This window comes from Nocardioides sp., from assembly GCF_004803405.1.
Classification (GTDB): Bacteria; Actinomycetota; Actinomycetes; order Propionibacteriales; family Nocardioidaceae; genus Nocardioides; species Nocardioides vastitatis.
The window spans coordinates 32,189-57,641 of sequence record NZ_SSXI01000004.1 but is presented as its reverse complement, the minus strand read 5'-3'; the positions used below and the strand labels follow the sequence as shown (position 1 = coordinate 57,641).

At 68.7% G+C, this 25,453-nt stretch carries 22 protein-coding genes; 10 read left to right on the top strand and 12 right to left on the bottom strand.

Annotated features, from left to right (window positions below; all coding sequences use genetic code 11):
• The first annotated feature begins 34 nt into the window (after positions 1-34).
• Positions 35-883: a crotonase/enoyl-CoA hydratase family protein gene (locus E7Z54_RS00420; RefSeq protein ID WP_346763525.1), complete on the top strand. Its 849-nt coding sequence runs from the start codon at positions 35-37 to the stop codon at positions 881-883.
• A gap of 63 nt (positions 884-946) precedes the next feature.
• Positions 947-2,128 carry an acetyl-CoA C-acyltransferase gene (locus E7Z54_RS00415; protein WP_136430847.1) on the top strand — a complete coding sequence of 394 codons (1,182 nt, stop codon included), beginning with the start codon at positions 947-949 and terminating at the stop codon, positions 2,126-2,128.
• A gap of 65 nt (positions 2,129-2,193) precedes the next feature.
• Here the strand turns inward: E7Z54_RS00415 and E7Z54_RS00410 are convergent, their stop codons facing one another.
• From E7Z54_RS00410 to E7Z54_RS00365, 10 genes are read right to left on the bottom strand one after another with little or no spacing between them, the layout of a single operon-like run.
• Entirely contained in the window at positions 2,194-3,195 is a 1,002-nt protein-coding gene (locus E7Z54_RS00410; RefSeq protein ID WP_276606185.1) for an NAD(P)H-binding protein, read from the bottom strand.
• A gap of 20 nt (positions 3,196-3,215) precedes the next feature.
• Entirely contained in the window at positions 3,216-4,265 is a 1,050-nt protein-coding gene (locus E7Z54_RS00405) for an alpha/beta fold hydrolase (protein WP_136430846.1), read from the bottom strand.
• Positions 4,266-4,311: 46 nt separating this feature from the next.
• The gene (locus tag E7Z54_RS00400) at positions 4,312-5,826 is read right to left on the bottom strand and encodes an AMP-binding protein (RefSeq protein ID WP_136430845.1); all 1,515 of its coding nucleotides are present in this window, start codon (positions 5,824-5,826) and stop codon (positions 4,312-4,314) included.
• Positions 5,826-6,278, bottom strand: coding sequence for a hypothetical protein (locus tag E7Z54_RS00395; protein ID WP_136430844.1), 453 nt, complete (start codon positions 6,276-6,278; stop codon positions 5,826-5,828). The genes E7Z54_RS00400 and E7Z54_RS00395 overlap by 1 nt, the downstream gene beginning before the upstream one ends.
• Positions 6,279-6,328: 50 nt before the next feature.
• The gene (locus E7Z54_RS00390; protein WP_136430843.1) at positions 6,329-7,417 is read right to left on the bottom strand and encodes an XdhC family protein; all 1,089 of its coding nucleotides are present in this window, start codon (positions 7,415-7,417) and stop codon (positions 6,329-6,331) included.
• A 49-nt stretch (positions 7,418-7,466) separates the two neighbouring features.
• Complete coding sequence (locus tag E7Z54_RS00385; RefSeq protein WP_136430842.1) at positions 7,467-7,889, bottom strand: hypothetical protein; 423 nt, start codon at positions 7,887-7,889, stop codon at positions 7,467-7,469.
• On the bottom strand, positions 7,886-8,785 hold the full coding sequence (locus E7Z54_RS00380; RefSeq protein ID WP_136430841.1) for an FAD binding domain-containing protein: 900 nt from the start codon (positions 8,783-8,785) through the stop codon (positions 7,886-7,888). Before E7Z54_RS00380 ends, E7Z54_RS00385 begins: the two co-directional genes overlap by 4 nt.
• Positions 8,782-11,166 (bottom strand): xanthine dehydrogenase family protein molybdopterin-binding subunit, encoded by a 2,385-nt coding sequence (locus E7Z54_RS00375; RefSeq protein WP_136430840.1) that lies wholly within the window; start codon positions 11,164-11,166, stop codon positions 8,782-8,784. Before E7Z54_RS00375 ends, E7Z54_RS00380 begins: the two co-directional genes overlap by 4 nt.
• Positions 11,163-11,690, bottom strand: a complete 528-nt coding sequence (locus tag E7Z54_RS00370) for a (2Fe-2S)-binding protein (protein ID WP_136430839.1) — start codon at positions 11,688-11,690, stop codon at positions 11,163-11,165. The genes E7Z54_RS00375 and E7Z54_RS00370 overlap by 4 nt, the downstream gene beginning before the upstream one ends.
• Positions 11,687-12,367, bottom strand: a complete 681-nt coding sequence (locus tag E7Z54_RS00365; RefSeq protein ID WP_136430838.1) for an SRPBCC family protein — start codon at positions 12,365-12,367, stop codon at positions 11,687-11,689. The genes E7Z54_RS00370 and E7Z54_RS00365 overlap by 4 nt, the downstream gene beginning before the upstream one ends.
• A 135-nt stretch (positions 12,368-12,502) precedes the next feature.
• Here E7Z54_RS00365 and E7Z54_RS00360 point away from each other — a divergent pair, with 135 nt between their 5' ends.
• From E7Z54_RS00360 to E7Z54_RS00340, 5 genes are all read left to right on the top strand, one after another.
• The gene (locus E7Z54_RS00360; RefSeq protein ID WP_136430837.1) at positions 12,503-13,099 is read left to right on the top strand and encodes a nucleotidyltransferase family protein; all 597 of its coding nucleotides are present in this window, start codon (positions 12,503-12,505) and stop codon (positions 13,097-13,099) included.
• A gap of 169 nt (positions 13,100-13,268) precedes the next feature.
• On the top strand, positions 13,269-14,177 hold the full coding sequence (locus E7Z54_RS00355) for an MBL fold metallo-hydrolase (protein ID WP_136430836.1): 909 nt from the start codon (positions 13,269-13,271) through the stop codon (positions 14,175-14,177).
• A 54-nt stretch (positions 14,178-14,231) separates the two neighbouring features.
• Positions 14,232-16,352, top strand: coding sequence for an MBL fold metallo-hydrolase (locus E7Z54_RS23895; protein WP_240769429.1), 2,121 nt, complete (start codon positions 14,232-14,234; stop codon positions 16,350-16,352).
• A gap of 11 nt (positions 16,353-16,363) precedes the next feature.
• Positions 16,364-16,930 carry a cupin domain-containing protein gene (locus E7Z54_RS00345; RefSeq protein WP_168798091.1) on the top strand — a complete coding sequence of 189 codons (567 nt, stop codon included), beginning with the start codon at positions 16,364-16,366 and terminating at the stop codon, positions 16,928-16,930.
• Positions 16,927-19,158: a molybdopterin-dependent oxidoreductase gene (locus tag E7Z54_RS00340; protein ID WP_136430834.1), complete on the top strand. Its 2,232-nt coding sequence runs from the start codon at positions 16,927-16,929 to the stop codon at positions 19,156-19,158. Before E7Z54_RS00345 ends, E7Z54_RS00340 begins: the two co-directional genes overlap by 4 nt.
• 110 nt (positions 19,159-19,268) lie before the next feature.
• Here E7Z54_RS00340 and E7Z54_RS00335 read toward each other — a convergent pair whose 3' ends face one another.
• Positions 19,269-20,108: an enoyl-CoA hydratase/isomerase family protein gene (locus E7Z54_RS00335; protein WP_136430833.1), complete on the bottom strand. Its 840-nt coding sequence runs from the start codon at positions 20,106-20,108 to the stop codon at positions 19,269-19,271.
• A gap of 175 nt (positions 20,109-20,283) precedes the next feature.
• Positions 20,284-21,318 carry an AraC family transcriptional regulator gene (locus tag E7Z54_RS00330; protein WP_136430832.1) on the bottom strand — a complete coding sequence of 345 codons (1,035 nt, stop codon included), beginning with the start codon at positions 21,316-21,318 and terminating at the stop codon, positions 20,284-20,286.
• 134 nt (positions 21,319-21,452) lie between these two features.
• Between E7Z54_RS00330 and E7Z54_RS00325 the strand changes: the two genes are divergently transcribed.
• From E7Z54_RS00325 to E7Z54_RS00315, 3 genes are all read left to right on the top strand, one after another.
• Positions 21,453-22,403, top strand: a complete 951-nt coding sequence (locus tag E7Z54_RS00325; protein ID WP_136430831.1) for an AraC family transcriptional regulator — start codon at positions 21,453-21,455, stop codon at positions 22,401-22,403.
• A gap of 108 nt (positions 22,404-22,511) precedes the next feature.
• Positions 22,512-23,417 (top strand): alpha/beta hydrolase, encoded by a 906-nt coding sequence (locus E7Z54_RS00320; protein WP_136430830.1) that lies wholly within the window; start codon positions 22,512-22,514, stop codon positions 23,415-23,417.
• A 10-nt stretch (positions 23,418-23,427) separates the two neighbouring features.
• Positions 23,428-25,431 (top strand): acetoacetate--CoA ligase, encoded by a 2,004-nt coding sequence (locus E7Z54_RS00315; protein WP_136430829.1) that lies wholly within the window; start codon positions 23,428-23,430, stop codon positions 25,429-25,431.
• Positions 25,432-25,453: the final 22 nt, after the last annotated feature.

The window sequence follows — 25,453 nt, the reverse complement described above, 5'->3', positions numbered from 1 at the left end:
GGTCGGGTTGACCCGGTAGAGAGCACTCTCTATCATGGTGATCCCACCTAGGAGAGGACATGAGATGGCGGGCAGTGCAGCCGTACAAGCAGAGCCGGACCAGGCGACCGGCGGTTTAGTGACAGAGGTTCAGGGCAACGTGTTGCTGATCGGCCTGAACCGCACGAGCAAGCGGAACGCCTTGACGCCCGAGATGTTCGCGGAGCTGTCCGAGATCTACGCCCGCTACGACAAGGACGACAACCTCCGCTGCGCCGTGCTGTACGGCGAGGGCGCGGTGTACTGCGCCGGGGCCGACCTGACCCGCCTGCAGGAGCTCGTCGAGGACGAGGGCATGACCTACGGCCCTGACGAGTACGACCCGTTCGGGACCGAGGGCGCTCGACTTTCGAAGCCGCTGATCACCGTCGTGCATGGCATGTGCTTCGCGGGCGGGCTCGAGCTGGCGCTGGCCGGCGACATGATCATCGCCGCGGAGGGCACGTTCTTCGGACAGCCCGAGGTCGCGCGCGGCCTCTTCGCGTTCGGCGGCGGCGCCGCTCGCTGGAGCGACCGCATCGGCTGGGGCAACGCAATGCGCTACCTGCTGACCGGGGACATCCTCGATGCGCAGGAGGCGCACCGGATCGGCCTGGTCCAGGAGGTGGTCCCGATCGAGCGCCTCAAGGAGCGCGCGGTCGAACTGGCCACAGCGGTCGCGAACGCTGCGCCGATCGGCGTCCGGCACACGCTCACCGTCGCCCGGAAGGTGCACGACGAGGGTCTGCAGCCCGCGCTCGACGCCATCGCGCCGCTCCGCACGGAGATCCTCGGCACCGAGGACGCCGTCGAGGGCCTCGCGTCCTTCAAGGAGAAGCGCTCCGGCAACTACGTGGGCCGCTGAGGGCCCCGGCCCGCTGCCTGCAGCACGAAATCCAACACCAACTCTTGATCTGAGGACTCATCGATGCGTGAAGCTGTCATCGTCTCAACCGCCCGCACTCCGATCGGCAAAGCCTACCGGGGCGCCTTCAACGACACCCACCCGACCACCATGGGCGGGCACGTCGTCAAGCACGCCGTCGAGCGCGCCGGAATCGCCCCCGACGAGGTCCAGGACGTCACCGTCGGCATCGCCATGCCCTCCGACATCGCAGCCGGCGGTATCGCCCGTCAGATCTCGGTGCGCGCGGGCCTGCCGGTGACCGTGCCCGGAAGCACCCTGAACAAGTTCTGCACGTCCGGCCTGGAGGCGATCGCCTTCGCGTCGTACAAGGTGCTCAACGAAGACCTGGACATCGCCGTGGGCGGCGGTGTCGAGTCCATCAGCATGGTCCAGGTCCCGGGCTTCCAGTTCATGACCCCGGAACCGTGGATCGAGAAGAACCGGCCCGACTACTACACCCACATGATCGACACCGCGGAGGTCGTCTACGACCGGTACGGCGTCAGCCGGGAGATCCAGGACGAGCTCTCCCTGCGAAGCCAGGAGCGGACTGCTCGTGCCCAAACCGAGGGCAAGTTCGACGACGAGATCGTGCCGATGGAGACGTCGAAGAAGATCGTCGACAAGGAGACCGGCGAGGTGTCGTACCAGACGGTGACCCTCACGAAGGACGAGGGAAACCGTCCCGAGACCACGCTCGAGGGCCTTCAGGCACTCAAGCCGGTCGCTCGGGAGAACGGCTGCGTCACCGCCGGCAACGCGAGCCAGCTCTCAGACGGGGCTTCGGCCGCTGTCGTCATGAGCGCCGAGGCGGCCGAGCGCAGGGGGCTGGAGCCCCTGGGCTACTTCCGTGGTTACACCAGCGTCGGTCTCGAGCCCGACGAGATGGGCATCGGCCCGATCTTCGCTGTTCCGAGGTTGCTGGAGCGGTTCGGCCTCAAGGTGAGCGACATCGACCTGTGGGAGCTCAACGAGGCCTTCGCCGTGCAGGTTGCGTACTGCCGCGACCAGCTCGGCATCCCCGATGAGCTGCTGAACGTCAACGGTGGCGCGATCTCCATCGGCCACCCGTACGGGATGACCGGAGCCCGCCAGGTGGGACACGCGCTGATCGAGGGCAAGCGGCGCGGCGCGAAGTACGTCGTCACCACGATGTGCGCCGCTACGGGCATGGGCGCCGCTGGGCTGTTCGAGGTCGCCTGACGCCTGGGGGACCGAGGGGCACCAGTGGTCCGCACGCCGGTCCCGGCGTGCGGACCACTGGCTTCTCAGGCCCAGGCTCTCTCGGCTGCTCGACAGCGCGCCGCGGACGAGCAGCTCAGTCGGTCGGAGCAGCCGTGAGCGCCCGGAGGCGCGGATTGATCTGCAGGGCCGACCGCACGGGCGTGGGTGCGCGGCCGAGCAGGGTCTCCAGCTGGTTGGTGACCACGTCGTACCGCCCGCCGGCGACCAGCCTGGTCAGGGTCTTCAGGTGTTCGGCCACATGGGGCCGCTCGGACAGGACCGCGTCGACGTAGGTCTCGTTCCAGGCCTCCACGTTCCTCGGCGATGTAGGTCACCTCACGGCCGAGGACGGCTCCGAAGTCCTCGGCGAACCCGTGCATGTCCTTCAGGTCGGGACCAGTAAGCTCGTAGGACGCTCCCAGGTGCGGCGCGGGGTCGACGAGGATGCTCGCGCACAGCTCCGCCACGTCGCGACCGGCGATCGGCGCGAGCCGCTGGCTGCCGAACGGCAGGCGCAGCTCGCCGCTGCTCAGCGGACGGAGCGCCAACCCGGTGAGGATCGGGTTCTCGGCGAAGATGGTCGCTCTCACGTTGACGACCGGGAGGTCCGACCAGCTGAGCACCTGCTCGGCGATCCAGTGCGCGCGCTGCTGCGGCGACCAGTCGCTGACGAGTCCACCGAGCCACGCTCGCCGCTCCTCGGCCGGTGCAGTCATCCGCTCGAAGGTCATGTACGACCGCTCGTAGTCGGAGATGCTGACGAAGACCTCGAGATCGCTGTGGTCCCGCGCCGCGGCCGCCATCAAGGACACGGCATCGGTGTAGTACGACGACAGACTAATGCTGAAGTAGACGCGACGGCATCCGGTCACTGCCGCGGCAACGTCGAGCAGGTCGCCGACGAACACGTGGGCCCCTGCCTGGCGGAGAGCGTGGGCGCGGTCGTCGTCACGCCGCACGAAGGCCCGCACGGGGTGGCCCTGTGAGCGCAACATCTCGACGATCGTCCTGCTGACACCCCCGACGTCGTCGGTCGCGCCCGTCACCAGGATGGGTCAATTATCCGTCATCGACGCGGCCTCGTGTCTCCAGGAACAGGCCCGTCGACCTCGGCGAGGAAGTCCAGGAGTGCCGCGTTGACCTCGATTGGACGCTCCTGCTGGGTCCAGTGCCCGCAACCCCGCAGCACCACCGGCCCGCGCAGCTGAGGCGCAAGAGCCCTCAGCCGGTCGGTGGGCGCCTCGCCGCTGATGATCTCGGCCATCGAGCTGCCGCCGTCCGCTGGCCGCAACGAGGTGACCATGTCGCGGTCTCCCACGACGTACAGTGCTGGGGCCTCGATCCGACGTCCGCGGAACGGCGCCATCAGCTCGTTGTTGCGTTCGATGTTTCGATACCAGTTGAAGGCTCCGGTGAAGGCCCGCTCACCGCGCGGGGCGAAGTCGTCGACGTACGCCTGTATGTCCTCCTCCGTCAGCCATGCCGGGAGGGCCGGCGGATCCGGCATGACATCGAGGATGCCGCGGCCTTCGGGAATGACCAATGGCCGCGGTTCCGGGACGTGGGGGTTGTCACCAGAGGCGCCGAACAGGACCCGGCGGAAGGAGGTCGGGATGTCCTTGGCGAACTCAGCGTCGGCGACTCCCGGCTGCTGGAAGTACACCTGGTAGAAGCGCTCGCCGTACTGCTCACGGGTGATCGACGGCCGGATCATCCCACCGGGCAGGATCGGCGGAACGCTCAGCCCGACCACGGCTCGGACCTTGTCGGGGCGCAGCATCGCCGCGGTCCAGGCGACGGGAGCACCCCAGTCGTGACCCACCACGACCGCCCGCTCCTCTCCCAGCTCCTCGATCAACGCGATCACGTCGCCGACGAGGTGCAGCAGGCTGTACGACGCGACCTCCGACGGCTGCTCGCTGCGGGCATAACCGCGCTGATCAGGCGCGACGACGCGGTAACCCGCGGAGGCCAGCGCCCCGAACTGGTGCCGCCACGAGTACCAGCTCTCCGGCCAGCCGTGCAACAGCAGGACCAGCGGCCCCGCCCCCTGCTCGGCGATGTGCAGCCTGACTCCGTTCACGTCGATGAAGCGGTGGGCGAGCCCATCATCCACAGGAATCTCCTCGTGCGCCGACCACGCCGGCCTCTTTCATCAGATCTCAGTCGAGGACGGACAGATCGATGGCGCGCTTCAGCACCTTCCCGGTGGGGCCGAGTGGAAGATCGCCGACGATCCGCACGATACGGGGATATTTGTCCGCCGCGACCCGCTCCTTGACGAAGCTGGAGATCTCCTCGGCCGTCGCCTCGACACCCGGCTTCAGCATGACGACCGCCGCGACCTCCTCGCCGACCCTGTCGTCCGGGATGCCGATCACGGCGGAAAGCTGGACCGCCGGGTGGGCGCTGATCACGGTCTCGATGTCCGAGGGGTAGACGTTGTGGCCGTTGCGGATGATGAGGTCCTTCTTCCGGTCCACGATCTGCACGAAGCCGTCCGCGTCGATCGTGGCCATGTCACCGGTTGCGAACCAGCCGTCGGGGTCGATCACGGCCTCCGTGGCATCGGGTCGGTTGAAGTACCCCGGCATCACGGCGTGCCCGCGGACGTGCAGCTCGCCGACGGCGTCCACGCCCAGGAGCGCGCCGTCGTCACCGACGATGCGCTGCTCGATGCCCCACAACGGCTGACCGACCTTGCCCGGCTTGTGGGCGCCGGGTCCGCAGACGTGGGTGATCGGTGAGGTCTCCGACAGGCCGTAGCCCTCGAAGAGCGGCACCTCGAACTCGCTGACGAGCTCCTCCCGGAGTCCGGCTGCCAGACCGCTCCCACCCGAGGCGAGCCATCGGAGCGACGACACGTCCCGCGGGTTCGCCCGCTGCTCTGCCAGCACTGCCGCGTGCATGCTCGGCACTCCCATGAACAGGGTGATCCTGTGCCGCTCGATGAGGTCGAGGGCCCCGGCGGCATCGAACCGAGGCTGGAGCACCAGCTCGACGCCGGAGTTCACGCCCGCGTTCAGGATGCAGGTCTGACCGAAGGAGTGGAAGAAGGGCAGCGTCGCGAGCGCGACGTCGCTGTTCCTCAAGCCCACCTTCTCGCCGAACAGGCGGCTGTTACACATCAGGTTGTCGTGGGTGAGCGCAGCGCCCTTCGGCGAGCCCGTGGTGCCCGAGGTGTAGATGATCACCGCCAGGTCGGAGGCGTCGGTGCAGGCCAGCTTGTCGTCACCTGTCGCAACCGCCGCGCTCTCGAGCAGGTCGGGCAGACCGGTGTCCGGTCCCCCGGCGGGTCCGGCCGAGTACACGAGTCGCACCCCGCAGACCTCAGCGGCCTTCGCGGCGGCCTCGTGGAACCCGCTCCACGCGACGAGAGCGGTCGGTGTGCAATCGCGGAAGATGTACTCGAGCTCTCCCGCAGTCAGCAGCGGGGACAACGGTACGACGGTCGCGCCGGTCCGAAGGGCGCCGTAATAGACGACGGGGAAGTGCGGCGTGTTCGGCATCACCATGGCCACCCGGTGTCCCGGGCCTACGCCCTCACCGGCGAACAGCCTCGCGGCCTGCTTGACGAGGTTGTCGAGGGCCTCGACCGGCATCGCGAGTTCCCCGAACCGCAGGGCGATGCGCTCGCGTGCCGTCGCGCCCGACAGGATCTGTGCAACGTTGAGCATCAGGACACCACCGACAGGAGAGCGATCACGCGGAAGGTGGTGATCGGATGGGTGATCAGGCCACGGACCTTGAGGCTGCCGGAGGCGATCGCCGCCAGGATGCGGAGGCCGCGCTGGGTGAGGAAGCCGACCGGCAGGAGCCCCGACGCCTTCATCTTCAGCTGGGACAGGTCGAGGATCTGCTCGACGGTCGCGGTCACGGTCACGGCCGGCGTACCGACGACGTCGTTGGCGATCGTGACGTCGTGCGAGCTGCAGCTGATGGTGCAGGTGCTCTCGATGTCACGGCCGGTGATCGTCACCGGACGGGTGAGCTTGCGCGCCAGCTGCACTCGAGCCGGGAATGCCTCGAGGTTCTGCTCCAGGAGTGTCGCGACGACGCCGGCGATGCCGTTGGCGTCGGGACCGTCCTTCAGGTTGACCGGGTAGTCGCCGGTCGCCGGGTGGGGCATCGATTCTCCTAGGGATCGCCCATGAGCGGTTGGTGATGGGGCCGTGCTGGTCATCGGTGTATTGCTCCTTCGCGCTCGCGCAGCGGAGCTCCGGTAGCCCCCCTTGCCGCGGCGATGATCTCGGCGGCGATGGACACCGCCGTCTCCTCCGGGGTTCGGGCGCCCAGGTCCAGACCGATGGGTGAGCGGAGGCGTTCGAGCTGCCACTCCGGGACTCCTTCGCTGCGGAGTGCTTCGAGGCGGTCCGCGTGAGCGCGGCGGCTGCCCATCACGCCGACGTAGCGCGCCGGCGTCTCCAGTGCGACCTTGAGGAGGGGGATGTCGAACTTCGGATCATGGGTGAGCACGCACAGCACGGTGTCCTCGTCGACCTTCTCCGAGCTCAGGTAGCGGTGCGGCCAGTCGACGACGAGGCGGTCGACGCCCGGGAACCGGGCGGGGGTCGCGAACACCGGCCGCGCATCGCAGACCGTGACGTGGTAGCCGAGGAACTTCCCGATGTCCGCGACGGCGGCGGCGAAGTCGATTGCGCCGAAGACGATCATGCGCGGGGGCGGCGCGAACGACTGGAGGAACACCGAGGTCGACGTCAGCGGACCGGGCAGCTGCCCCATGTGAACCATCTCCGTGGCGGTCCGGTCCAGCATGGTCGCCATCCGCGGCAACAGGATGTCGACTGCCTCGGGTCCGACGGTCGAGGAGGTGAGCCCGGATTCGTCCATCGTGAGGTGCTGTCCGACGGCGGGTCCGGCGGTGACCGTGGCGACGACCGTCGGGCGACCGGCCTTGATCGCGTCGAGAGTCTGGTCGAGCACGGCGAGCTGCTGGTCGCCGACCGGCTCGACGAAGACCTCGATGATGCCGCCGCAGGTCAGGCCGGTTGCGAACGCGTCCTCGTCGCTCACGCCGAAGCGAGCCAGGGTCGGGCGACCGCTCTCGATGGCCCGTTGTGCCATCTCGTAGGTCTCGCCTTCCACACATCCACCCGAGATGCTGCCGAGCACCTCCCCCGCTGCCGACACCGCCATGGCGGCGCCGGGCGGCCGGGGAGCGGAGCTCCATGTCCTGACCACGGTCGCGAGCGCGAACCGCTCACCACGGCCGCGCCACCCAATCAACCCGTCGACGATGTCGCGCATCGGTCTCCCCTCCACACTCGCTGGCCCCGGGCGGAGGCTCGCCCGTGACTCAGACGTCCCAGTCGGTCGGCAGGTCGCCCCAAGCGCCGATGAGGACGTTGAGGGCCTTCGCGTTCTCGATCGCGTCCTTCATCGTTCCCTTCACCAACCGCACCTTGCCGCCCATGACGAGGTTCGCCGCGGGCGTCCTCCCCTCCGCGGCCTCGCGGAAGTCTGCGGTGGCGCCACGGAAGCTGGCGAAGATCCTGTCGTCGGGATAGAAGTCCGTCGCCGTCCAGTTCACCACCCGACCGGCAACGATCTCGACGTGCGTGACGAGGTCAGGGCGCTCCGTGACGCTGAAGGCGAGAACGCGGTTGAAGTTGGCCGGGTCCTTGAGTGCCTTGGCCTGCCGTCGCGCGAGGTCGCCCTCGTGCGCGGCCGCTGCTGCAGCGCACCACTCCTCGGAGAAGAACTTCAGCTGGTCGGTCATGTGTGTGGCCTCTCGTGGTTGTCGGGCGTGCAGTTCCGGCGATCCAGCGCGCGTCGGATCGCGCGACCGGTCACCACGCCGATGAGATGTCTGCGGTAGTCGACGGGGGCGTAGCCGTCGCCGATGACGTTGATGCCGTCGGCAGCGTGATCGACAGCGCGCTGGATCGTCTCGGCGTCGATCGTGGATCCTTCGAGCGTCTGCTCCGCCGCGGCCGAACGCAGCGGCGTGGTGGCAACGCCGGTGAAGGCGACGCGCGCGGCTCGGCAGGTTCCGCTGGCATCGATGGTGAGGCTCACCCCGGCGGCGGCGACGGCGTAGCCCGAAGCGGGATGGTCGATCTTGACGTACGCCGTCACCGTGCCGGGCAGCGGCTTGGCGAGCTCGACGTGGGTGAGGAGCTCGTCGTCGGCGATGTCGGCCGTGAACAGGTAGGTGAAGAAGTCGTTGGCCGGTATCTCCCGGGCGCCCCTCTGGCTCTGCACGTGGATCACGGCGTCGGCCGCGAGGGCGACCGCCGGCCAGTCGCCGGCGGGATCGGCGTGAGCCAGCGATCCGCCGAAGGTTCCCCGGTTGCGGACGAGCGGGTCGGCCAGCTCTTCGCCGGCGTCCCTAACCAGCGACCACTGCTCGGTGATCGCCTCGTCACCGAGGAGGCGATCATGGGTCACGAGGGCGCCGATCCTGAACGCCGACGGCGTCTCCTCGATCTCGCCCAGAGCCTTCAGCCGAGAGATGTCCACGACGACCGCCGGACTGGCCAGGCGGAGCTTGAGCAGCGGGATCAGGCTCTGCCCGCCGGCCATGACCTTGGTGTCGTCCGGGTGCTCGGCGAGGAGTGACAACGCGTCGCGTAGCGTGGCCGGAGCCGCGTACGCGAAGGAGGACGGGATCATCTCGAGGCCTCCTGGAGAGCCGTCCACACCTTGGCGGGGGTCAGCGGCATGTCGAGGTTGTCGACGCCGAGGTGACGCACCGCATCCATGACCGCGTTCACGACGGCGGGCTGGGAACCGATCGCACCCGACTCACCGACCCCCTTGACGCCCAGCGGGTTGACCGGCGAGGGGGTGACGGTGTGCCCGGTCTCCAGGCGGGGCATGTGGTGCGCGCGCAGAACGGGGTACTGCATGAAGCTGGTCGACATGGGCTGACCCTCCTCGTCCCAGGCGAGCTCCTCGTAGAGCGCCTGGCCGATCCCCTGGGCGACCCCGCCATGGATCTGGCCGGTGACGATCTGGGGGTTGATCTGGTTGCCACAATCGTCGACGGCGACGTAGCGGTCGATCCTGACGGCGCCGGTGTCGGGGTCGATCTCGACGGCCGCGACGTGCACCCCGAACGGACTGGTGAAGTTGGGCGGATCGAAGACCGCGATCTCCTTCAAGGTCGGTTCCATCCCCTCAGGGAGGTCCACGCCGCGCCACGCCTCGACCGCGACCTCCTCGAAGGTCACCTGCCTCCCTTCCGGTTGCGGCCCGCTGCTGAAGACACCGTCACGGTAGACGACGTCGTCGGTCTCGACGTCGAGCATGTGGGCGGCGAGGCGGGTGGCCTTCGCCAGGATCTTGCGGGCGGCCAGCGCCGCCGACGTCCCCGCGCTGGACATGGACCGCGAGTTGAACGTACCGGTCCCGAAGTGGACGACGTCGGTGTCGCCCTGAAGCACCTCCACGTCGTCGATGTCGAGCCCGAGCTCGGTCGCGACGATCTGCGCGATCGAGGTCTCGTGGCCCTGCCCCGCGGCATCGATACCGACCTGGACGATCACCGACCCGGTCCGGGTCACCGTGATGACCGACTGCTCCCAGGTAGCTCGATCGAAGCCGACGAGCTGGAGCTGGAACGAGTCCCCGAACCCGCAGAACTCGGTGTAGACACTCAGGCCCAGGCCCACGATCCTGCCTTCGGCGCGTGCCGCCGCCTGCTCCGCCACCCGGTCGTCCCAACCGATCATCTCGAGTGCCTTGTCCAGTGCCTTCTCGTAGTCACCCGAGTCGTAGGTCATGCCCGTGGCGTTCGAGTAGGGGAACTGGTGCGGCTGGATGAAGTTTCGCCGGCGCAGCTCGACGCGATCGATGCCGGCCTTGGCAGCAAGCTCGTCGACCGCCCGTTCGATCAGGTAGGCGGCCTCGGGCCGCCCAGCGCCGCGATAGGTCTCGGTCGTGCTGGTGTTGGTGTAGACGCCGTGGATGTCGACGTCGGCGACCGGGATGTCGTAGACCCCGGGGTAGACCATCCCCGAGACGACGGGGATGCCGGCGCCCATGCCGGAGACGTACGCGCCGAGATTGGCGTAGGTCGTGACCTTGAGGGCCTGGATCTTGCCCTCCTTGTCGGCGGCCAGCGACACCTGCTCGATGTGGTCGCGCCCTCCGGAGGTTCCGGTGAAGTGCTCGGCCCTCGTCTCCGCCCATCGGATCGGCCGGCGCAGGCGGCGGCTCGCCGCGCTGACGATGACGTCCTCGGGATACAGGCACAGCTTCGAACCGAAGGCGCCGCCCACTGCGGGAGTGACGACCCGGATCCGGTTCTCCGGGATCCCGATCGCGATCGACAGGTTGCGGCGTACGACGTGCACGTTCTGGGTCCCGAGATAGAGCGTGAGGATCCCGGTCCCGACCTGGTAGTCGGCGATGGAGACGCGCGCCTCCAGCGAGCTCGCGTGCACGCGCTGGTTGACCAGGCGGACGTCGACCGTGTGGTCGGCCGCCGCTGCCATCGAGTCCCAGTCGCCGGTGCCGAGGTGCCAGACGTAGGAGGTGTTGCGCTCGTACTGGTCGTGCACGAGTGGAGCGCCGTCTCTCGTCGCCAACTCCGCGTCGACGACTGCGGGGCGCTCGGCGTACTCGACGTCGACGAAGTAGGCGGCATCGTCGGCTTGGACGCGGGTCTCCGCGACGACCACCGCCACCGCCTCGCCGACGTACTTCACGGTCTCGCGCGCGAGCGGGTAGCGAGCCGGAATGCCGTCCATGATGGGCAGCTCCCAATCGGTCGGGATGGTTCCCATCTCGTCGTCGCCGAAGTCAGCAGCGGTGAAGACGGCGACCACCCCCGGCTGGATCCGGGCGGCGTCCGTGGCGATGGAGACGATGTCGGCGTGGGCGAGCGTCGAGCGCACCACCGACGCGTAGAGCATCCCTGAGAGGGTGATGTCCTCGGAGAACGTGCCCGTGCCGGTGAGGAACCGGAAGTCCTCCCGCCGCGGCACGGAGACACCCACGTACTCCGTGGATGTCGCGGGCTCCTGAGCCACCTGGGCTCCGCTTGTCATCGAGTGCCTCCCGACTCCGAGGCGGAGAGCTCGACCAGGGCGTCCACGATGTTCTGGTAGCCGGTGCAACGGCAGATGTTCCCGACGAGCCCGTGCTGGACCTGTTCGGGCGTCAGGGCCTGGTCGGTGTCGAGCAGCTCCAAGGCCGTCATCACCATGCCCGGGGTGCAGAAGCCGCACTGCAGTCCATGCTTGCTCTGCAGAGCCTCCTGGACGGGATGCAAGTCGTCCGGACCCTGTCCGCGCACCGCCTCGATCGTCGTCACCTCGCGGCCGTCGACCTGGACGGCAAGCACGGTGCACGACTTCACCGCACGGCCGTCGAGGTGGACCGCACAAGCCCCGCACTGGCTCGTGTCGCAACCGATGTGCGTTCCGGTGAGGTTGCGCTCCTCCCGGAGGTGGTGGACCAGCAAGGTCCTCGCATCGACCTCGCAGCTCACCGGCTCCCCGTTGAGCGTGTAGGAGATCGCACTCCGCTGGGCAGCAGCAGGCCGCCCTGTCCTGATGGTGTCGTGTGTCATGACCTAGAGCTTTCGTTGAGCCGAGGTGAGGAATGCTCGCGACGCCGAGACCGCTGACGCGATGCCCGTCGCAGGCCGAGGACGAGGAGCAGCACGGAGACGAGTGGCATCGCCACCATCGCCGTACGGCGAGCCGCGACCTGCCCTGCCACTGAGAGAAGATCCAGCGCTTCGTCCGCTCCGTCACCAGGAGCGCTGTTGCGGACCTCCGGATCGGCCCCCGTGGGCGCAATCCTGTCGGCAGCGAGCTGCTGAGCGAGAGCGTCCGCGAACTGGCCGATGATCCGGTCGCCGACGTCGGCCATCACCCCTCGGCCGAACTGGGCCGGTTTGCCGGTGAGCTTGAGATCGGTCGCAAGATCCACGCGTGTCTGCGTGCCGTCGGGGCTCAGGGTGGCGACCACGGTGACCGACGCGCGTCCGTTCGCCCCGTCCCGGCCCTGCCCCTCCAGCACCATCCGGCGAGCCGCGGGGTCGCGCTCGACGAAGGTCGCCTGTCCGCGATAGGTCAGCGCGATCGGTCCCAGTTTGACCTTGCAGGTGCCGGTGATGTCGTCACCGTCGACGGTGTCGACGGCGGCCCCCGGCATGCAGAGGGCCATGCGGCGGACGTCCTGGAGGACGTCCCACGCCACGTCGATGTCCTCATCGACATGGAACGAATGCTCGAGTTTCAAGTGGCTGCGTCCTTGCTCCGCGTAGCTCCGAATCACGACTGCGAGACGGTCGGCGCCTGTGGGCCGTGTCACAGACGATAGAGAACGCTCGCTCTCATGTCAAGGGTACGCGCGACTCGGCATAGGGTTGCCGCCATGGACAGCGACCCGCCGGCCCGCCGGGGAGCCCTGGCTCCTGCTGGCCTCCTCCTTGCGGCCGGCGCAGGTCGACGGATGGGCGGACCCAAGGCGCTGCTCCACGATCGCAGCGGACAGTCCTGGTTGTTGAGGTCCGTCGCCGCCCTTCGCAAGGGGGGTTGCCAGGAGATCACGGTCGTGCTCGGCGCGCAGGCGGTGGCAGCGGCGGCTCTGCTCGACGACACCGAGGTCGACGTGGTCGTGGCCGAGGACTGGGCGGAGGGGATGGGCGCATCCCTCCGCGCGGGGCTGGCCGCGTTGGCCTCCGGCGAGGCAGTGGTGGCAGTGGTGCATCTCGTCGATCTCCCAGATGTGACCGAAGCGGTCGTCGAACGCCTGCTGGAATCCCACGAGCTGTCCCCCTCGCTGCTCGCACGCGCGACCTATCGCGGCGCGCCGGGTCATCCCGTCCTCATCGGTCGAGATCACTGGAAGTCCGTCATCGCCTCTGCCCACGGCGATGAGGGCGCCCGCGGCTACCTGATCCGCCACTCCGTCATTGCTGTCGAGTGCGGCGACCTCGCCCAGGGCGTCGATCGAGACACCGCGGATTAGCGCGGCAGCGCGCGGTCGCCCGGCCGGGCAGGCGCGTCCGTTCCAGTGCGGGGCACGCGCGTCCTAGTGGACTCCGCCGGCGCTCCCTACGTTGGCAGGACCGATACCCGTCGACCGAGGCGCCGCCCCCAGCAGCCGGCGCGTAGATCGCCTCGGAGCAGGAGCCCCAATGAACCGCATGACCTCCGAGACGAGCGACGTCTCCGGGACGCTGTCCTATGAAGTGCTGGTGGTGGACGGTCAGCCCATCCCGGGTCGACCGGCGCCGGATGGCTCTCCCGCCATGTGGTCGCCGACGTCGGCGACCCTCATCTGCGGCGAGAGGCGCGCCGTCCTCATCGACGGATTGACGACCAAGGAGCACGCAGACGCGCTGGTCGACTGGGTCGACCGCCGGGGACTCGAGCTCCAGACGATCTATGTGACCCACGGCCACGGCGACCACTTCTTCGGCCTCAACCCCCTCGTCGCGCGGCACCCGGAGGTGCAGGTGGTGGCTCTGCCGGAGGTCGTCGACCACATGCGTCAGCAGACGTCACCAGAGATCTACGAGAGCCTCTGGCGGCCGCTCTTCGGCGACCAGATCCCCGAAGAGATCGTGACGGCGTCCCCGCTCGAGGGCGACCGGATCGACCTCGAGGGCCACAGCCTCATCGTGCATCGTGCCGGCCACACCGACAGGTCCGACACCACCTTCGTCCACGTTCCCGATCTCGCGCTGGTCGTCGCCGGTGACATCGTCTACAACGGCGTGTTCCCCTTCACCGTCGAGACCGACCGGGCGTCTCGTGACGAGTGGCGCAAGGCGCTGGACGACGTGGCCGCGTGCAAACCGGCGCGCGTGGTGGCGGGCCACAAGTCCCCGACGGCAGACGACGACCCCCGGCACATCGCAGAGACGCGGAAGTTCCTCGACGACTTCGACGCCGCGTTGGACTCGGGTGCGTCCGCGGAGGAGATGTTCGAGAGTCTTGTTGCCACCCACGGTGATCGGATCAACCGGACCGCGCTGGCGGCCGGCGTCTTCGTGCACGCGAAGAAGCGCGACAAGCAAGCCGCCCTCGCCGCCCAGGACTAGCAGGGTCCACCTGAGACGCCCTCGCGATTCGGAGCAGCGAACAGTGAGCCCAGCATGAAAGCGGTTGTCTACACCGAGAACGGCCCGTCCTCGGTCCTGGACGCGGTCGAGCGTGATGTCCCGGAACCGGGCACCGGGGAGGTCCGGGTCCGGGTCGTCCGCGCAGGGGTCAACCCCACCGACTGGAAGTTCCGCGCCCGCGTCCCCGTCGCCCATGACGAGATCGCGCCCGGTCAGGACGGTGCGGGTGTGGTCGACGCGGTCGGCGAGGGCGTCGACGACCTTGCCGTCGGTGATCGGGTCTGGCTCATGCTGGCTCAGCACGGCCGCCCGTACGGCACCGCGGCGGAGTACACCGTGCAGCCCGCCGATCACGTGTTCCGGCTGCCTGACGGAGCCGACTTCGACCTGGGCGCCTCGCTGGGGGTACCAGCCATCACGGCGCACCGCGCGTTGACCTCCGCCCAGGCCGGACCCACGAGACTGGGGCCCGGCGCGCTCGGGGGCAAGGTGGTGCTGGTCGCGGGCGGCGCCGGTGCGGTAGGCAACGCCGCGATCCAGCTCGCCCGCTGGTCGGGAGCGACCGTGATCGCCACCGTGTCCAACACCGAGAAGGCATTCCTGGCTCGGGCGGCCGGCGCAGATCATGTCGTGAACTACCGCGAGGCCGATGCCGCACAGGCGATCCGCGCTTTCGCGCCGGACGGGGTCGACCTCGTGGTCGAGGTCGCCCCTGCGGAGAACAACGAGCTGGATCTGGCGGTCATCAAGAACCACGGGACCATCGCCGTCTACGCCGACAACGGCGGGCCCACCTTCACGGTGGACATCCTCAAGACCTTCTGGCTCAACGTCCGCTACCAGTTCGTGCTGCTCTACCCACTCGACCCCGGTCTGCTCCAGGCGGCGGCCGAGGACGTCAACACCGCTGTCGCCTCCGGGGCGCTACGAGTCGGCTGGCAGGCGGGTCTACGGCTCCACCACTACCTGCTCGAGGATGCGGCAGCCGCGCATGATGCGGTCGAGCACGGCGCGATCGGCAAGGTCCTCATCGACGTTGCCGAGCCACCTCGTCCCTCCCGCGCAGGCGCGTCGTCCCTCAGCGCCACCCCGACGGCGTACGCCGTCTCACCGGACTCGGGCGAGCACTGGGCGGCCGAAGGCGCGTGGCGGGTCGCGACCGGCGTCCACCGCATCCCGTTGCCACTTCCCTCGGACGTGCTCAAGGCGGTCAACGTCTACGTCCTCGAGACCGACGACGGGCTCACGTTGGTCGACGGCGGGTGGGCGATCCAGGAGGCGCGGGACGTGCTGGAACGGAGCCTGCGTCAGCTCGGCGCCGGCTTCGGCGACATCCGCCGCTTCCTGGTGACCCACGTGCACCGCGACCACTACAGCATGGCCGCCGAGCTCGGCAGAGAGTACGGCGCCGACGTCGCGCTCGGGGCCGCCGAGAAGGCGAGCCTCGACCTGCTCAACGACAACGAGCGACCGCGAGCGGAGACTCCGTTCTTCGCGAGCCTCGTCAGCGCGGGTGCGGCGGAGCTGGCTGAGCGGTGGAACCAGGTGGAGAACGCCGTCCCGAAGCAGGCGGTCTGGCTCTACCCCGACACATGGCTCGAGGGTGACCACACCGTCCCCGTCGGTACACGGATGCTGGACGCGGTCCACACCCCGGGCCACACCGCCGGCCACTACGTCTTCGCCGACAGGTCGGCGGGGCTGCTGTTCGCCGGCGACCACGTGCTGCCGACGATCACCCCGTCGATTGGCTTCACGATGCCGCCGGCGCCAGATCCGCTCGGTGACTTCATGGCTTCGTTGGCCAAGGTCCGGGCGCTGCCCGACCTGACGGTCCTGCCGGCGCACGGACCGGTGGCCCCGTCGACCCACGCCCGGGTAGACGAGCTCCTCGCCCACCACGAGCACCGTCTGGAGCGCAGCCTGACCACGCTCGATGGGGGACCGCTCACCGCCCTCGCTGCCGCGACCCGACTGAGCTGGACCCGCCACGAGCGGTCCTTCGACGAGCTCGACCTCTTCAACCAGGGCATCGCCGCGATGGAGACCAAGGCACACCTCGAGCTCCTCGTCGCCCGCGGGCTGGCGACGCGCTCGACGACGCCCGAGGGCGTCGTCCTGTTCGCCCGCACGACCTCTGAGGTGAACCGTTGACGCTGACGACCGTGACCGACCCCGTCACCACCGCGCTGCCGCCGCTCGTCGTCGGCCGCTACCGTTCCGCGGACGGGCGAGCCGAAGTGGCGCTCCGGAGCAGCGTCTGGCTCGACGGCGCATGGTGGTCCTGCTTGGACCGCACCTTCCAGGCAGGTGCCGGCTTCCTCGTCCCGCACCGCCACGCCCACACAGACGAAGTTCACTTCGTCCGCGAAGGGACCGTCCGCTACCTGCAACGCGGCCGCCTGCGTACGGCGTCGGCAGGCGAGGCCATCGTGTTCCCGGCGGGAACGGTCCACGCCGACCCGTGGGCGACCAAGGACGGGCCTGCGACGGTGACCTCGCTCCTGTCGCCGGCCGGCCCCGAGTGGATCGACTTCGGCGTCCGGATTGGCAAGGCCACGCTGAGCGGGCAGCTCACCCGCAAAGGCCAGCCGCCATTGCCGGTGGTCATGCGGATCGTGCACGAGAGCGGCGCCGACGTTCTCGCCCCCCTGCTGCCTGCCGCGCTGCAGCGACGATGGGCGATCCCGGCGTTGGCTTCGGTCGGACGACTGATCTGGAGCGACGAATGACCGAACACCTGACGACGTGTCCCCTCTGCGAGGTCGCCTGTGGCCTCAGGATCGAGGTCGAGGTTGGCGATGTCGTCAAGGTGCGCGGTGATGCGGACCATCCCGTCACCCGCGGGTTCATCTGTCCCAAGGGCACTGCCCTGCAGGGTCTGCACCACGATCCGGACCGCCTGCACAACCCGCTGGTCCGCCGCGACGGACAGCTGGTCGAGACGACCTGGGAAGACGCGTTGGGCGTGCTCAAGGAGCGGCTCGGGCCGATCATCGCCGAGGGGGGTCCCGATGCGGTGGCCTGGCACCTCGGCACCCCGCTGACCCACGACTTCGGGACCTGGATCTACGGGAACATGTCCTTGCGACTGCTCGGAGCGAAGCAGGTCTACACGTCCGCGACAGTCGACCACATGCCGATGATGACCGCCGCCGGACTCATGTTCGGCGCGCGCAACACCGGCTCGTTCTCGCACGCGGCAGCCGACATCGACAACACACAGCTGCTGGTGCTCATCGGCTGCAACGCCTTGGTCTCGAACGCGACCGGGATCACCGCTCCGCGGGGCCGACTCAAGGCGATCCAGGAACGCGGGGGACGGATCATCGTCGTCGACCCCGCGTGCAACGAGACCGCCGAGATGGCCGATCTCCACCTCGCGGTGCGGCCGGGCGGCGACGCCGCGCTCTTCGCCGCCGTGACCAACGTGATCTTCGAAGAAGACCTCACCCGGCTAGACCGGCTCGGGGAGCACCTTGCCGGGACGCAGGAACTGCGCGCGGCTGTGTCGGTGTTCACTCCTGAGGCCGTCAGTAAGCGCTGCGGCATCGAGCCGGAGGCGATCCGCGAGCTGGCGCGTGAGATCGCCACGGCCCCGTCGGCGGCGATCTACGGGCGTGTCGGCGCGATGACGCAGGAGTTCGGGACCCTCACCGTCTGGTTCATGTACGCCATCGCCGCGATCACCGGCAACCTCGACCGGCCCGGCGGGATGCTCTGGCCCCTGCCGGCAGCCGCCGGACACAACACCCGGGGCACGCCGGGCCGTGGAGAGCCCTTCCCGTCGGGGCGCTGGCACACCCAGGGCGGGCTCCCTGAGGTTCTCGGGGAGTTGCCCCTCGGCGCCCTCGCCGACGAGATCCTGACCGACAAGTCACCGGTCCGCGCGCTGATCACGATGGCGAGCAACGGCGCTCGGTCGGCACCCGACAGCGCGCGCTACGAGCAGGCTCTCGGCAAGGTCGAGCTCATCGTGTCGGTCGACCACTACCTCAACGAGACCACGCGGTACGCCGACGTCATCCTGCCGCCACCCTCGCCGCTCGAGCGCGACCACTACGACGTGTTCTACAACCAGCTCACCAGCGGCAACCACACCAGGTGGAACGATGCCGTGCTGCCACAGGAACCCGGCAGCTACTCCGAGCACGGCATCTTGCTGGAGCTCACCGCGGTGCTCGCCGGGTTCGGCGACACCGACCGGGGCGTGATCGACGACATCCTCCTGTCTGCACTGGTCCACGACCTGGTCGAGGAGCCGGGAAGCGTGCTCGCGCACCTGGATCCGCAGGACGTACTTCGCGAGCTCGGGGACGAGCGAGGACCGGAGCGCGGCCTCGACCTGTGGCTGCGTGCCGGCGCTTACGGCGACCATTTCGGTGCCCGACCCGGTGGACTCACGCTCGCGGAGCTCAAGCGCCATCCCCACGGAATCGATCTCGGTCCGCTCCAGCCCCGTCTCCCCGACGTTCTCCGGACGCCCTCGGGCCGCGTGGAGGTCGCTCCAGAACCTCTGGTCGCCGACCTGGCCCGGGTGCGCGACGGGCTCGACGACGACCCCGGCGACCTCGTGATCGTGGGCCGGCGTCAGACGCGCTCGCTCAACAGCTGGCTCCACAACATCCCTGCGCTGATGCGCGGGAAGGACCGCTGCACGCTGCGCATCCACCCCGGTGACGCAGCATCCCGGGGGCTCGCCGACGGGGCCACCTGCACGGTCACATCGGACGCCGGGAGCGTGGAGGCGGTGGTCGAGATCACCGACACGATCCGCCCCGGTGTCGTGAGCCTCCCCCACGGCTGGGGTCACGACGGCCCCGGTCTGCAGCTCAGTGTTGCCGAGCAACATCCGGGCGCCAACCTCAATGCCCTCACCGGGCCGGCCGGGTTCGACGTTCCCTCGGGCACTGCGGTCTTCAGCGGCGTCCAGGTGCAGGTCCAGGCGGTCGCTCGTTAGGAGCCTTGCTAGCCCACTCAGGCAGCTTCGGAGACCGCACCACGGGCCGAAAATCGACGCCGCCGCGAACCCTTCTGCTTGAGGTCCGCGGCGGCTGATCCGTGCCGGTGCTACATACCGGTGTTCTTCGGGTACGGCCCGTTCTCGATGTAGTCGCGGCGCTTCTCGAGCGGCACCTCGATGTAGTCCGCCATGGCGGCCAGCGCGTCGTCCGACTGCATGGCCTCCATCCAGAACAGGCTCTCCATCTGGAAGCCGCTCTGGATGTCGGTGTCGAAGCCCTTGTAGACCGATGCCTTGGCCTTGGCCACGCCCAGCGGCGGGAACTGCGCCACCTCGCGGGCGATCTCGAGCGCGCGCGCCGGTGCGTCGTCGACGAGCTCGGAGGTGATCCCGAGCGCCTGTGCCTCCTCCGGGGTCACGACCATTCCGCGCAGGATCATGTTGACCGCCTTGCCGAGGCCGATTAGACGGGAGAGCCGCTGGCTGCCGCCGGCACCGGGAATGATGCCGAGCCGGACCTCCGGCTGGCCGTACCGGTAGTCACCCTTCTCGCCGATCCGGATGTCGCACGCCAGCGCCAGCTCCTGGCCACCGCCCATCGTGTCGCCGTTCATGGCCGCGATCGTGAGCTTCGGCAGTGCAGCGAACTGGTCCAGCTGCGCCTTGAACTGACGCACGACCTCAGCGGAGTATCGCGAGGTCGCGGGATCCTTGATCAGCTCGTAGATCTCCTCGACGGAGAAGTGGGTCAGGAAGCCCTGCTCCTCGGGCCGCGTCTGGAAGATGACCGCGCGGTACTGCGGCTGCGCCATCACCGGAAGGATCTGTGCGAACTCCCCGAGAGCGGCCATGTTGAGGTAGTTCAGGGGGTCCGAGGAATAGGTCACGATGAGGACGCCGTCGGCATCCTCGAGGGTGAAGAGCTCCGTGGATTCCGGCAGAGGCATATCTGACGCCTTTCGTCGTTGTGGCTGTCCCAGCAGGCTAGGAAGGCCGGAGCGCCGCTTTCTAGGACGACCGCGCCTCGCGGTAGGACCTCCGCGCCCGAGTTCGGCAAGGGCCGTTTTAGGTATGAACGCACGTAGTTCCCCCCTCCCCGGCGTACGGAGCCGACCCGCACGATCAGCTCATGCCCGACGAATCGCTCGCCGCTCGTCGCAAGCGGGAGGGAGACATGCCGAACCATCGGCGCGTCGCGCGCGTCAGGCTCGACTGCTCCCGCAGGCCGACCTGGACCGCGATCTGCGAGAACGACAGATTCGTCGTGGTGATGAGCTTTCGCGCTTGCTCCCTCTGCGCCCGGCCGAGAAGCTCCTTGAACGCGATCCCCTCGTCCGCAAGCAACCGCTGGAGTGACCGCGGATGAAGGCTCAGCAGGCGTGCGACCTTGGCCAGGTTCGGCCGGTCCGGTCCCAGCTGACCCTCGAGGATCGCCGTGACGAGGTCGGAGACCGGTACGTCCTCGTGACCGAAGTGCGTCTCCAGGAAGTCGACGGCGATGTCGCGCAGCAGGTCGTTGCCCCCGATGACGGGGACAGCCAGGAGCTGGCGCGGCATCCGCAGGACGGCGTGAGGGGCGTCGAAGGCGACCTCGGCGCCGAAGTGCTCCCTGTAGGCGGCTTCGGGGGCGAGACGTGGATGCGGGAGCTGCACCGAGCGCAGCCCGTAAGATCCTCCCCCCTGCACGAGGGTCACCGCGCGATGGACCATCCCGAGCCCGTAGTCGATCGACTGCGGGGAGGCCGTCCCGGTGGTGCTGGCGTAGCGGATGGCGAGAACCCCCGGGTTGTCCAGCGGATCCGGGATCACCTCGTGGGACAACGCCGGGCTGACCACGAACAGGAAACGGTTCGCGCACTCCAAAGCCTCGCCGATGGTGCGCGAGTTCTCCATCGCGATCGCGAGCGGGCCGAGGATGTGCAGATCCTGCTGGGCGGCCATCTGCAGACCGAGGTCGGGTACGTCGAAGCGGCGGGCAGCCTCCTCCAGGACGCGCTCGACCAGCCGAAGGCTGACGTACGTGTCGTGCTGCTCGACCACCGGGCCACCGATGCCGTACGCCGCGAGGAACTCCTCACCCGGCCCGCCGAAGCGCGTGATCAGCGTAGGCAGGCCGCGAAGGATCGAGGCGCGAATAGGCACGTCGTTGTCGCGCAAGGACAAATCCTTGTCATGTGGGGACAAGTAACCACCGTCACATCGAAGCAAACTACAACGCAGCGACGAAGTCGAGACGGCCGAGCACTCCCGCCGTCCCGGTCACCACAGAAAGCAGTGAGCACGCCGTGACAATGACCCAGACGATCTCCGAGCCCCTTGCCGATGTCGCCTTCGAGGAGCGCGCCTTCCACTGGCGATCTGCTGTCACTGACCGCCTCACCCACCTGAAGCTGCAGCCCACCGACCGGACGCGAGGCTACGGCTCCCACCAGGCGCGCGACATCGGTGATCTCCTCATGACCGACTGGCGCTGCCCGGAGATGGAGGGCGAGCACGGCAGCGCCATGGCCGCGCAGGAGGCGGAGTGCCTCCTGCTGTTCATGGTGACCACCGGACGACAGATCGTTCAAACGCAGCAGGACACCGTGATGCTCCGACCGGGTGCGATCCTCCTCATGAGCACGCGGGTCACCGGGAAGATCGTCATACCCGGGGAGCTGACGAAACGAACGGTTCGGATCCCGCTGACAGCGCTCGCACCGTACGACACGGGAACGGGTGTCCCGGACTTCCTGTGCCTGGAAACGGCCGCGAACCCCCTCGCGCGCCTGACGCAAGACTACCTGGCCGGGGTCGACGCACAGCTGGGGCAGATGTCCGCGATCGACGTCGAGGGCGCGCGCAACGCGCTCCTCGCCCTCGTTGCCGGAATGCTCCGAGGCCGGCACGGGTCCGACGTCAGCGAGACGGACTTCCTCCCCTTCCTCCGGCGGCAGCTGGAGAACTGGATCGCCGACCACCTCACCGAGGGGGCGATCCGAGTGGGCGACCTCGCGGCCGCGCACAACGTCGCGCCTCGTACCGTGCACCGCGCGTTTGCCGCGACCGGAGACACGATGGGAGCGATCGTGCGTGCTCATCGCCTCGCTGCGGCGCGGAACGATCTCGTGCACACCACGGCCTCGATCGCGGCGATCGCACACCGCTGGGGATTCTGCGACGCGAGCCATCTCGGCCGCGAATTCCGCCGTGAGTTCTCGATGTCTCCCGGCGACTACCGCGCAGCCCACGGCATCGCATGAAGCGCGTGGCGCTCCGATCCCACGGACGGGCGCGATCGTTCTATGAGACCGGCGTCACGCCAACCAGTGTTGGTCATGTCCCAGACCCCGACAGAAGGCGGCCATGACATGACGCGCGAAAACATCGAGTTCCAGGGCGAGGGTGGCATCACGCTTCGCGGCTGGTTCTACCCGGCCCAGAACGCGACCACCCCGGCCCCGGCCGTCGTGATGACCCACGGGATGACCGCCGTCAAGGAGATGCACCTCGACGACTACGCGGAGGTCTTCGCGGAGGCCGGCCTCAACGTGGTCGTCTACGACCACCGCAACTTCGGCGACAGCGACGGGCAGCCCCGCCAGGAGAACGACCCGGTGCTCCAGCACCGCGACATCCGCAATGCGATCACCTACGCGATCAACCGGCCCGAGGTCGACGGGTCGAAGATCGGCGTGTGGGGGACGAGCTTCGCCGGGGGTCACGCCCTCCTCGTCGCCGCTATCGACAAGCGGGTGAAGGCCGTGGTCGCACAGGTGCCGTTCATCTCGGGCTCGCGCCAGCTGGCCGGCGCGGTCCGGCCCGACTTCGTCGGCCATCTCCGTGAGCAGTTCCACGGCGACCGGCTGAACCGGTTCGCCGGCGGCGAGCCGGCCAGGATTCCGGTCATCACCCCTGACCCGACGGAGCCGGCGATGATGTCGGCCACCGACGCCTACGAATGGTTCTCCAAGACCGCGGCCGACCGTGCACCGAACTGGAAGAACGAGGTGACCGCGCGCAGCCTTGAGTGGGCCTCGGAGTACGAGCCCGGCAGCTACATCAGCCGGATCTCACCGACTCCGCTCCTGATGCTCGTCGCCGACGAGGACACCGTCGCGCCGTTCCAGTACGCCTTGGACGCCTACGAGGAGGCTCGCGAGCCGAAGGAGATCAAGGTCCTGCACGGCGGCCACTTCGACGCCTACGGAGGGCCCGGGTTCGAGGAGTGCGCGTCGGCCGCGCGCGACCACTTCCTTAGGCACCTCTCGGCCTGAGCCATCCACGATGACGACCTTCACCGGCCGCCCCGACGCGGCCCCGCTCACCTGGGAGCCGGGCGTCGTGATGCGCCCGGCGTTCACCCCCGCGGAACTCCTCGAGACCGGACTGGGCAAGTACGTCGCATGGCTCGCCGACCGCGGCCGGCGCTTCGACACCTACCTCGACATGTGGGCCTGGTCCGTGGCGGAGCTCGAGGACTTCTGGGCCACGCTCTGGGAGTACTTCGACGTCGCCGGCTCGCCAGGTAACCGCGTCCTGTCCGACCGGACGATGCCAGGCACCAACTGGTTCCCCACCGCCCGCGTGAACTACGCGGAGAACGTCCTGCGATCCGGTGCGGATCCCGAGGAGATCGCCATCACCGGTCGTTCGCAGACCCGTGGGCCGGTCGAGCTGACATTCGGTGAGCTCGCGGAGCAGGTCCGGCGTGCGAGGGCGGCCTTCCAGTCACTCGGCGTACGCAAGGGCGACCGGGTCGTCGGTTACCTCCCGAACATCCCCGAGGCCGTCGTCGCGATGCTCGCGACGTCGTCCCTCGGGGCGACCTGGGCCTGCTGCCCTCCGGAGTTCGGCGCCCGCAGTGTCATCGACAGGCTGTCCCAGCTCGAGCCCAAGCTCCTTCTCGCCGTCTCCGGCTACACGTACGGCACCAAGAAGGTGGACCGGACCTCCGAGCTGGAGACGATCCGCGCCGCCCTGCCGACCGTCCAGAACGTCGTCGGCCTCTCGTACGGCGTCCACGAGGTCGACGACGCTCACGACTGGGGCGACCTTCTCGCGGCGCAGAGCGCGGACGTGCCCCTGGAGTTCGAGCCGGTCTCGTTCGACCACCCGCTGTGGACGTTGTTCTCCTCCGGCACGACCGGACTGCCCAAGGCCGTGGTGCACAGCCACGGCGGCATCACGCTCGAGCACCTGAAGCTCCACGGTCTCCAGCTCGACACGCGGGCCGGGGACCGGGTGATGCTGATGACCACCACGGGTTGGACGGTCTGGAACTGCCTGGTCAGCTCGCTCATGGTGGGCGCCAGCATCGTGGTCACCGACGGCAATCCGCTCCATCCCGACCTCGAGGATCCGTGGCGCACCGTCGCCGAGGAGGGCGTGAGCCTCTTCGGCACCAGCCCCGGCTACCTGATGGCCTGCCGGAAGGAGTCGATGCGTCCGGGCTACGCGCTCGACCTGAGCGCCCTGCGCACCATGGCGGTGACAGGGGCGGTCCTCCCACCCGAGGCCTACGACTGGTTGTACGACGTCCTCCCTGCGGACGTCTACGTGAACTCCATGAGCGGCGGGACCGACATCTGCTCGAACTTCGTGTCGGGGAACCCGTGGCTGCCGGTCTACCGGGGCGAGATCTCGGGCCCCGCCCTCGGCGCCGACGTGACCGCCTTCGACGACGCCGGGGAGGAGGTGACCGACGAGGTCGGCGAGCTGGTCGTCCGGTCGCCGATGCCGTCCATGCCTGTCGCATTCTGGAACGACGAAGGCATGGAGCGCTACCGGGCGTCGTACTTCGACACCTACCCGGGGATCTGGAGGCACGGCGACTGGGTCACCGTGAGCGAGCGACGCAGCTTCTCGATCCAGGGACGCTCCGACGCCACCCTGAACCGCGGCGGCGTCCGGCTCGGAACCGCGGAGTTCTACAACCTCGTCGAGGGGCTTCCCGAGGTCCAGGACAGCCTCGTCGTCCACCTCGAGGACCACGCCGGCGGGCCGGGCGAGTTGATGCTCTTCATCCAGCTGGCGCCCGGTCTCAAGATGACCGCAGACACCGTCAGCGCTCTGAGGGGCGTCATCCGCAACGAGCTCTCGCCACGGCACGTCCCCGATCTCATCGCTGAGGTCCCGGCCGTTCCACGGACGCTGACCGGCAAGAAGCTCGAGACACCGATCAAGAAAATCCTGGCCGGTGCCGAGCCCGAGCGCGTTGTGTCTCGGGGCGCGATCACACACTACGAAGCCATCGAGGCCTACGTCCGCGCGGCTTCGAAGACTGACTGACCCACCACCAACAAGGAGAACC

Coding starts and splice junctions, on each gene's coding strand:
- E7Z54_RS00420 (WP_346763525.1), top strand. CDS start 35: ATGGTGATCCCACCTAGGAGAGGACATGAGATGGCGGGCAGTGCAGCC.
- E7Z54_RS00415 (WP_136430847.1), top strand. CDS start 947: ATGCGTGAAGCTGTCATCGTCTCAACCGCCCGCACTCCGATCGGCAAA.
- E7Z54_RS00400 (WP_136430845.1), bottom strand. CDS start 5,826: ATGCTCAACGTTGCACAGATCCTGTCGGGCGCGACGGCACGCGAGCGC.
- E7Z54_RS00395 (WP_136430844.1), bottom strand. CDS start 6,278: ATGCCCCACCCGGCGACCGGCGACTACCCGGTCAACCTGAAGGACGGT.
- E7Z54_RS00390 (WP_136430843.1), bottom strand. CDS start 7,417: ATGCGCGACATCGTCGACGGGTTGATTGGGTGGCGCGGCCGTGGTGAG.
- E7Z54_RS00385 (WP_136430842.1), bottom strand. CDS start 7,889: ATGACCGACCAGCTGAAGTTCTTCTCCGAGGAGTGGTGCGCTGCAGCA.
- E7Z54_RS00380 (WP_136430841.1), bottom strand. CDS start 8,785: ATGATCCCGTCCTCCTTCGCGTACGCGGCTCCGGCCACGCTACGCGAC.
- E7Z54_RS00375 (WP_136430840.1), bottom strand. CDS start 11,166: ATGACAAGCGGAGCCCAGGTGGCTCAGGAGCCCGCGACATCCACGGAG.
- E7Z54_RS00370 (WP_136430839.1), bottom strand. CDS start 11,690: ATGACACACGACACCATCAGGACAGGGCGGCCTGCTGCTGCCCAGCGG.
- E7Z54_RS00360 (WP_136430837.1), top strand. CDS start 12,503: ATGGACAGCGACCCGCCGGCCCGCCGGGGAGCCCTGGCTCCTGCTGGC.
- E7Z54_RS00355 (WP_136430836.1), top strand. CDS start 13,269: ATGAACCGCATGACCTCCGAGACGAGCGACGTCTCCGGGACGCTGTCC.
- E7Z54_RS23895 (WP_240769429.1), top strand. CDS start 14,232: ATGAAAGCGGTTGTCTACACCGAGAACGGCCCGTCCTCGGTCCTGGAC.
- E7Z54_RS00340 (WP_136430834.1), top strand. CDS start 16,927: ATGACCGAACACCTGACGACGTGTCCCCTCTGCGAGGTCGCCTGTGGC.
- E7Z54_RS00335 (WP_136430833.1), bottom strand. CDS start 20,108: ATGCCTCTGCCGGAATCCACGGAGCTCTTCACCCTCGAGGATGCCGAC.
- E7Z54_RS00325 (WP_136430831.1), top strand. CDS start 21,453: ATGACCCAGACGATCTCCGAGCCCCTTGCCGATGTCGCCTTCGAGGAG.
- E7Z54_RS00320 (WP_136430830.1), top strand. CDS start 22,512: ATGACGCGCGAAAACATCGAGTTCCAGGGCGAGGGTGGCATCACGCTT.
- E7Z54_RS00315 (WP_136430829.1), top strand. CDS start 23,428: ATGACGACCTTCACCGGCCGCCCCGACGCGGCCCCGCTCACCTGGGAG.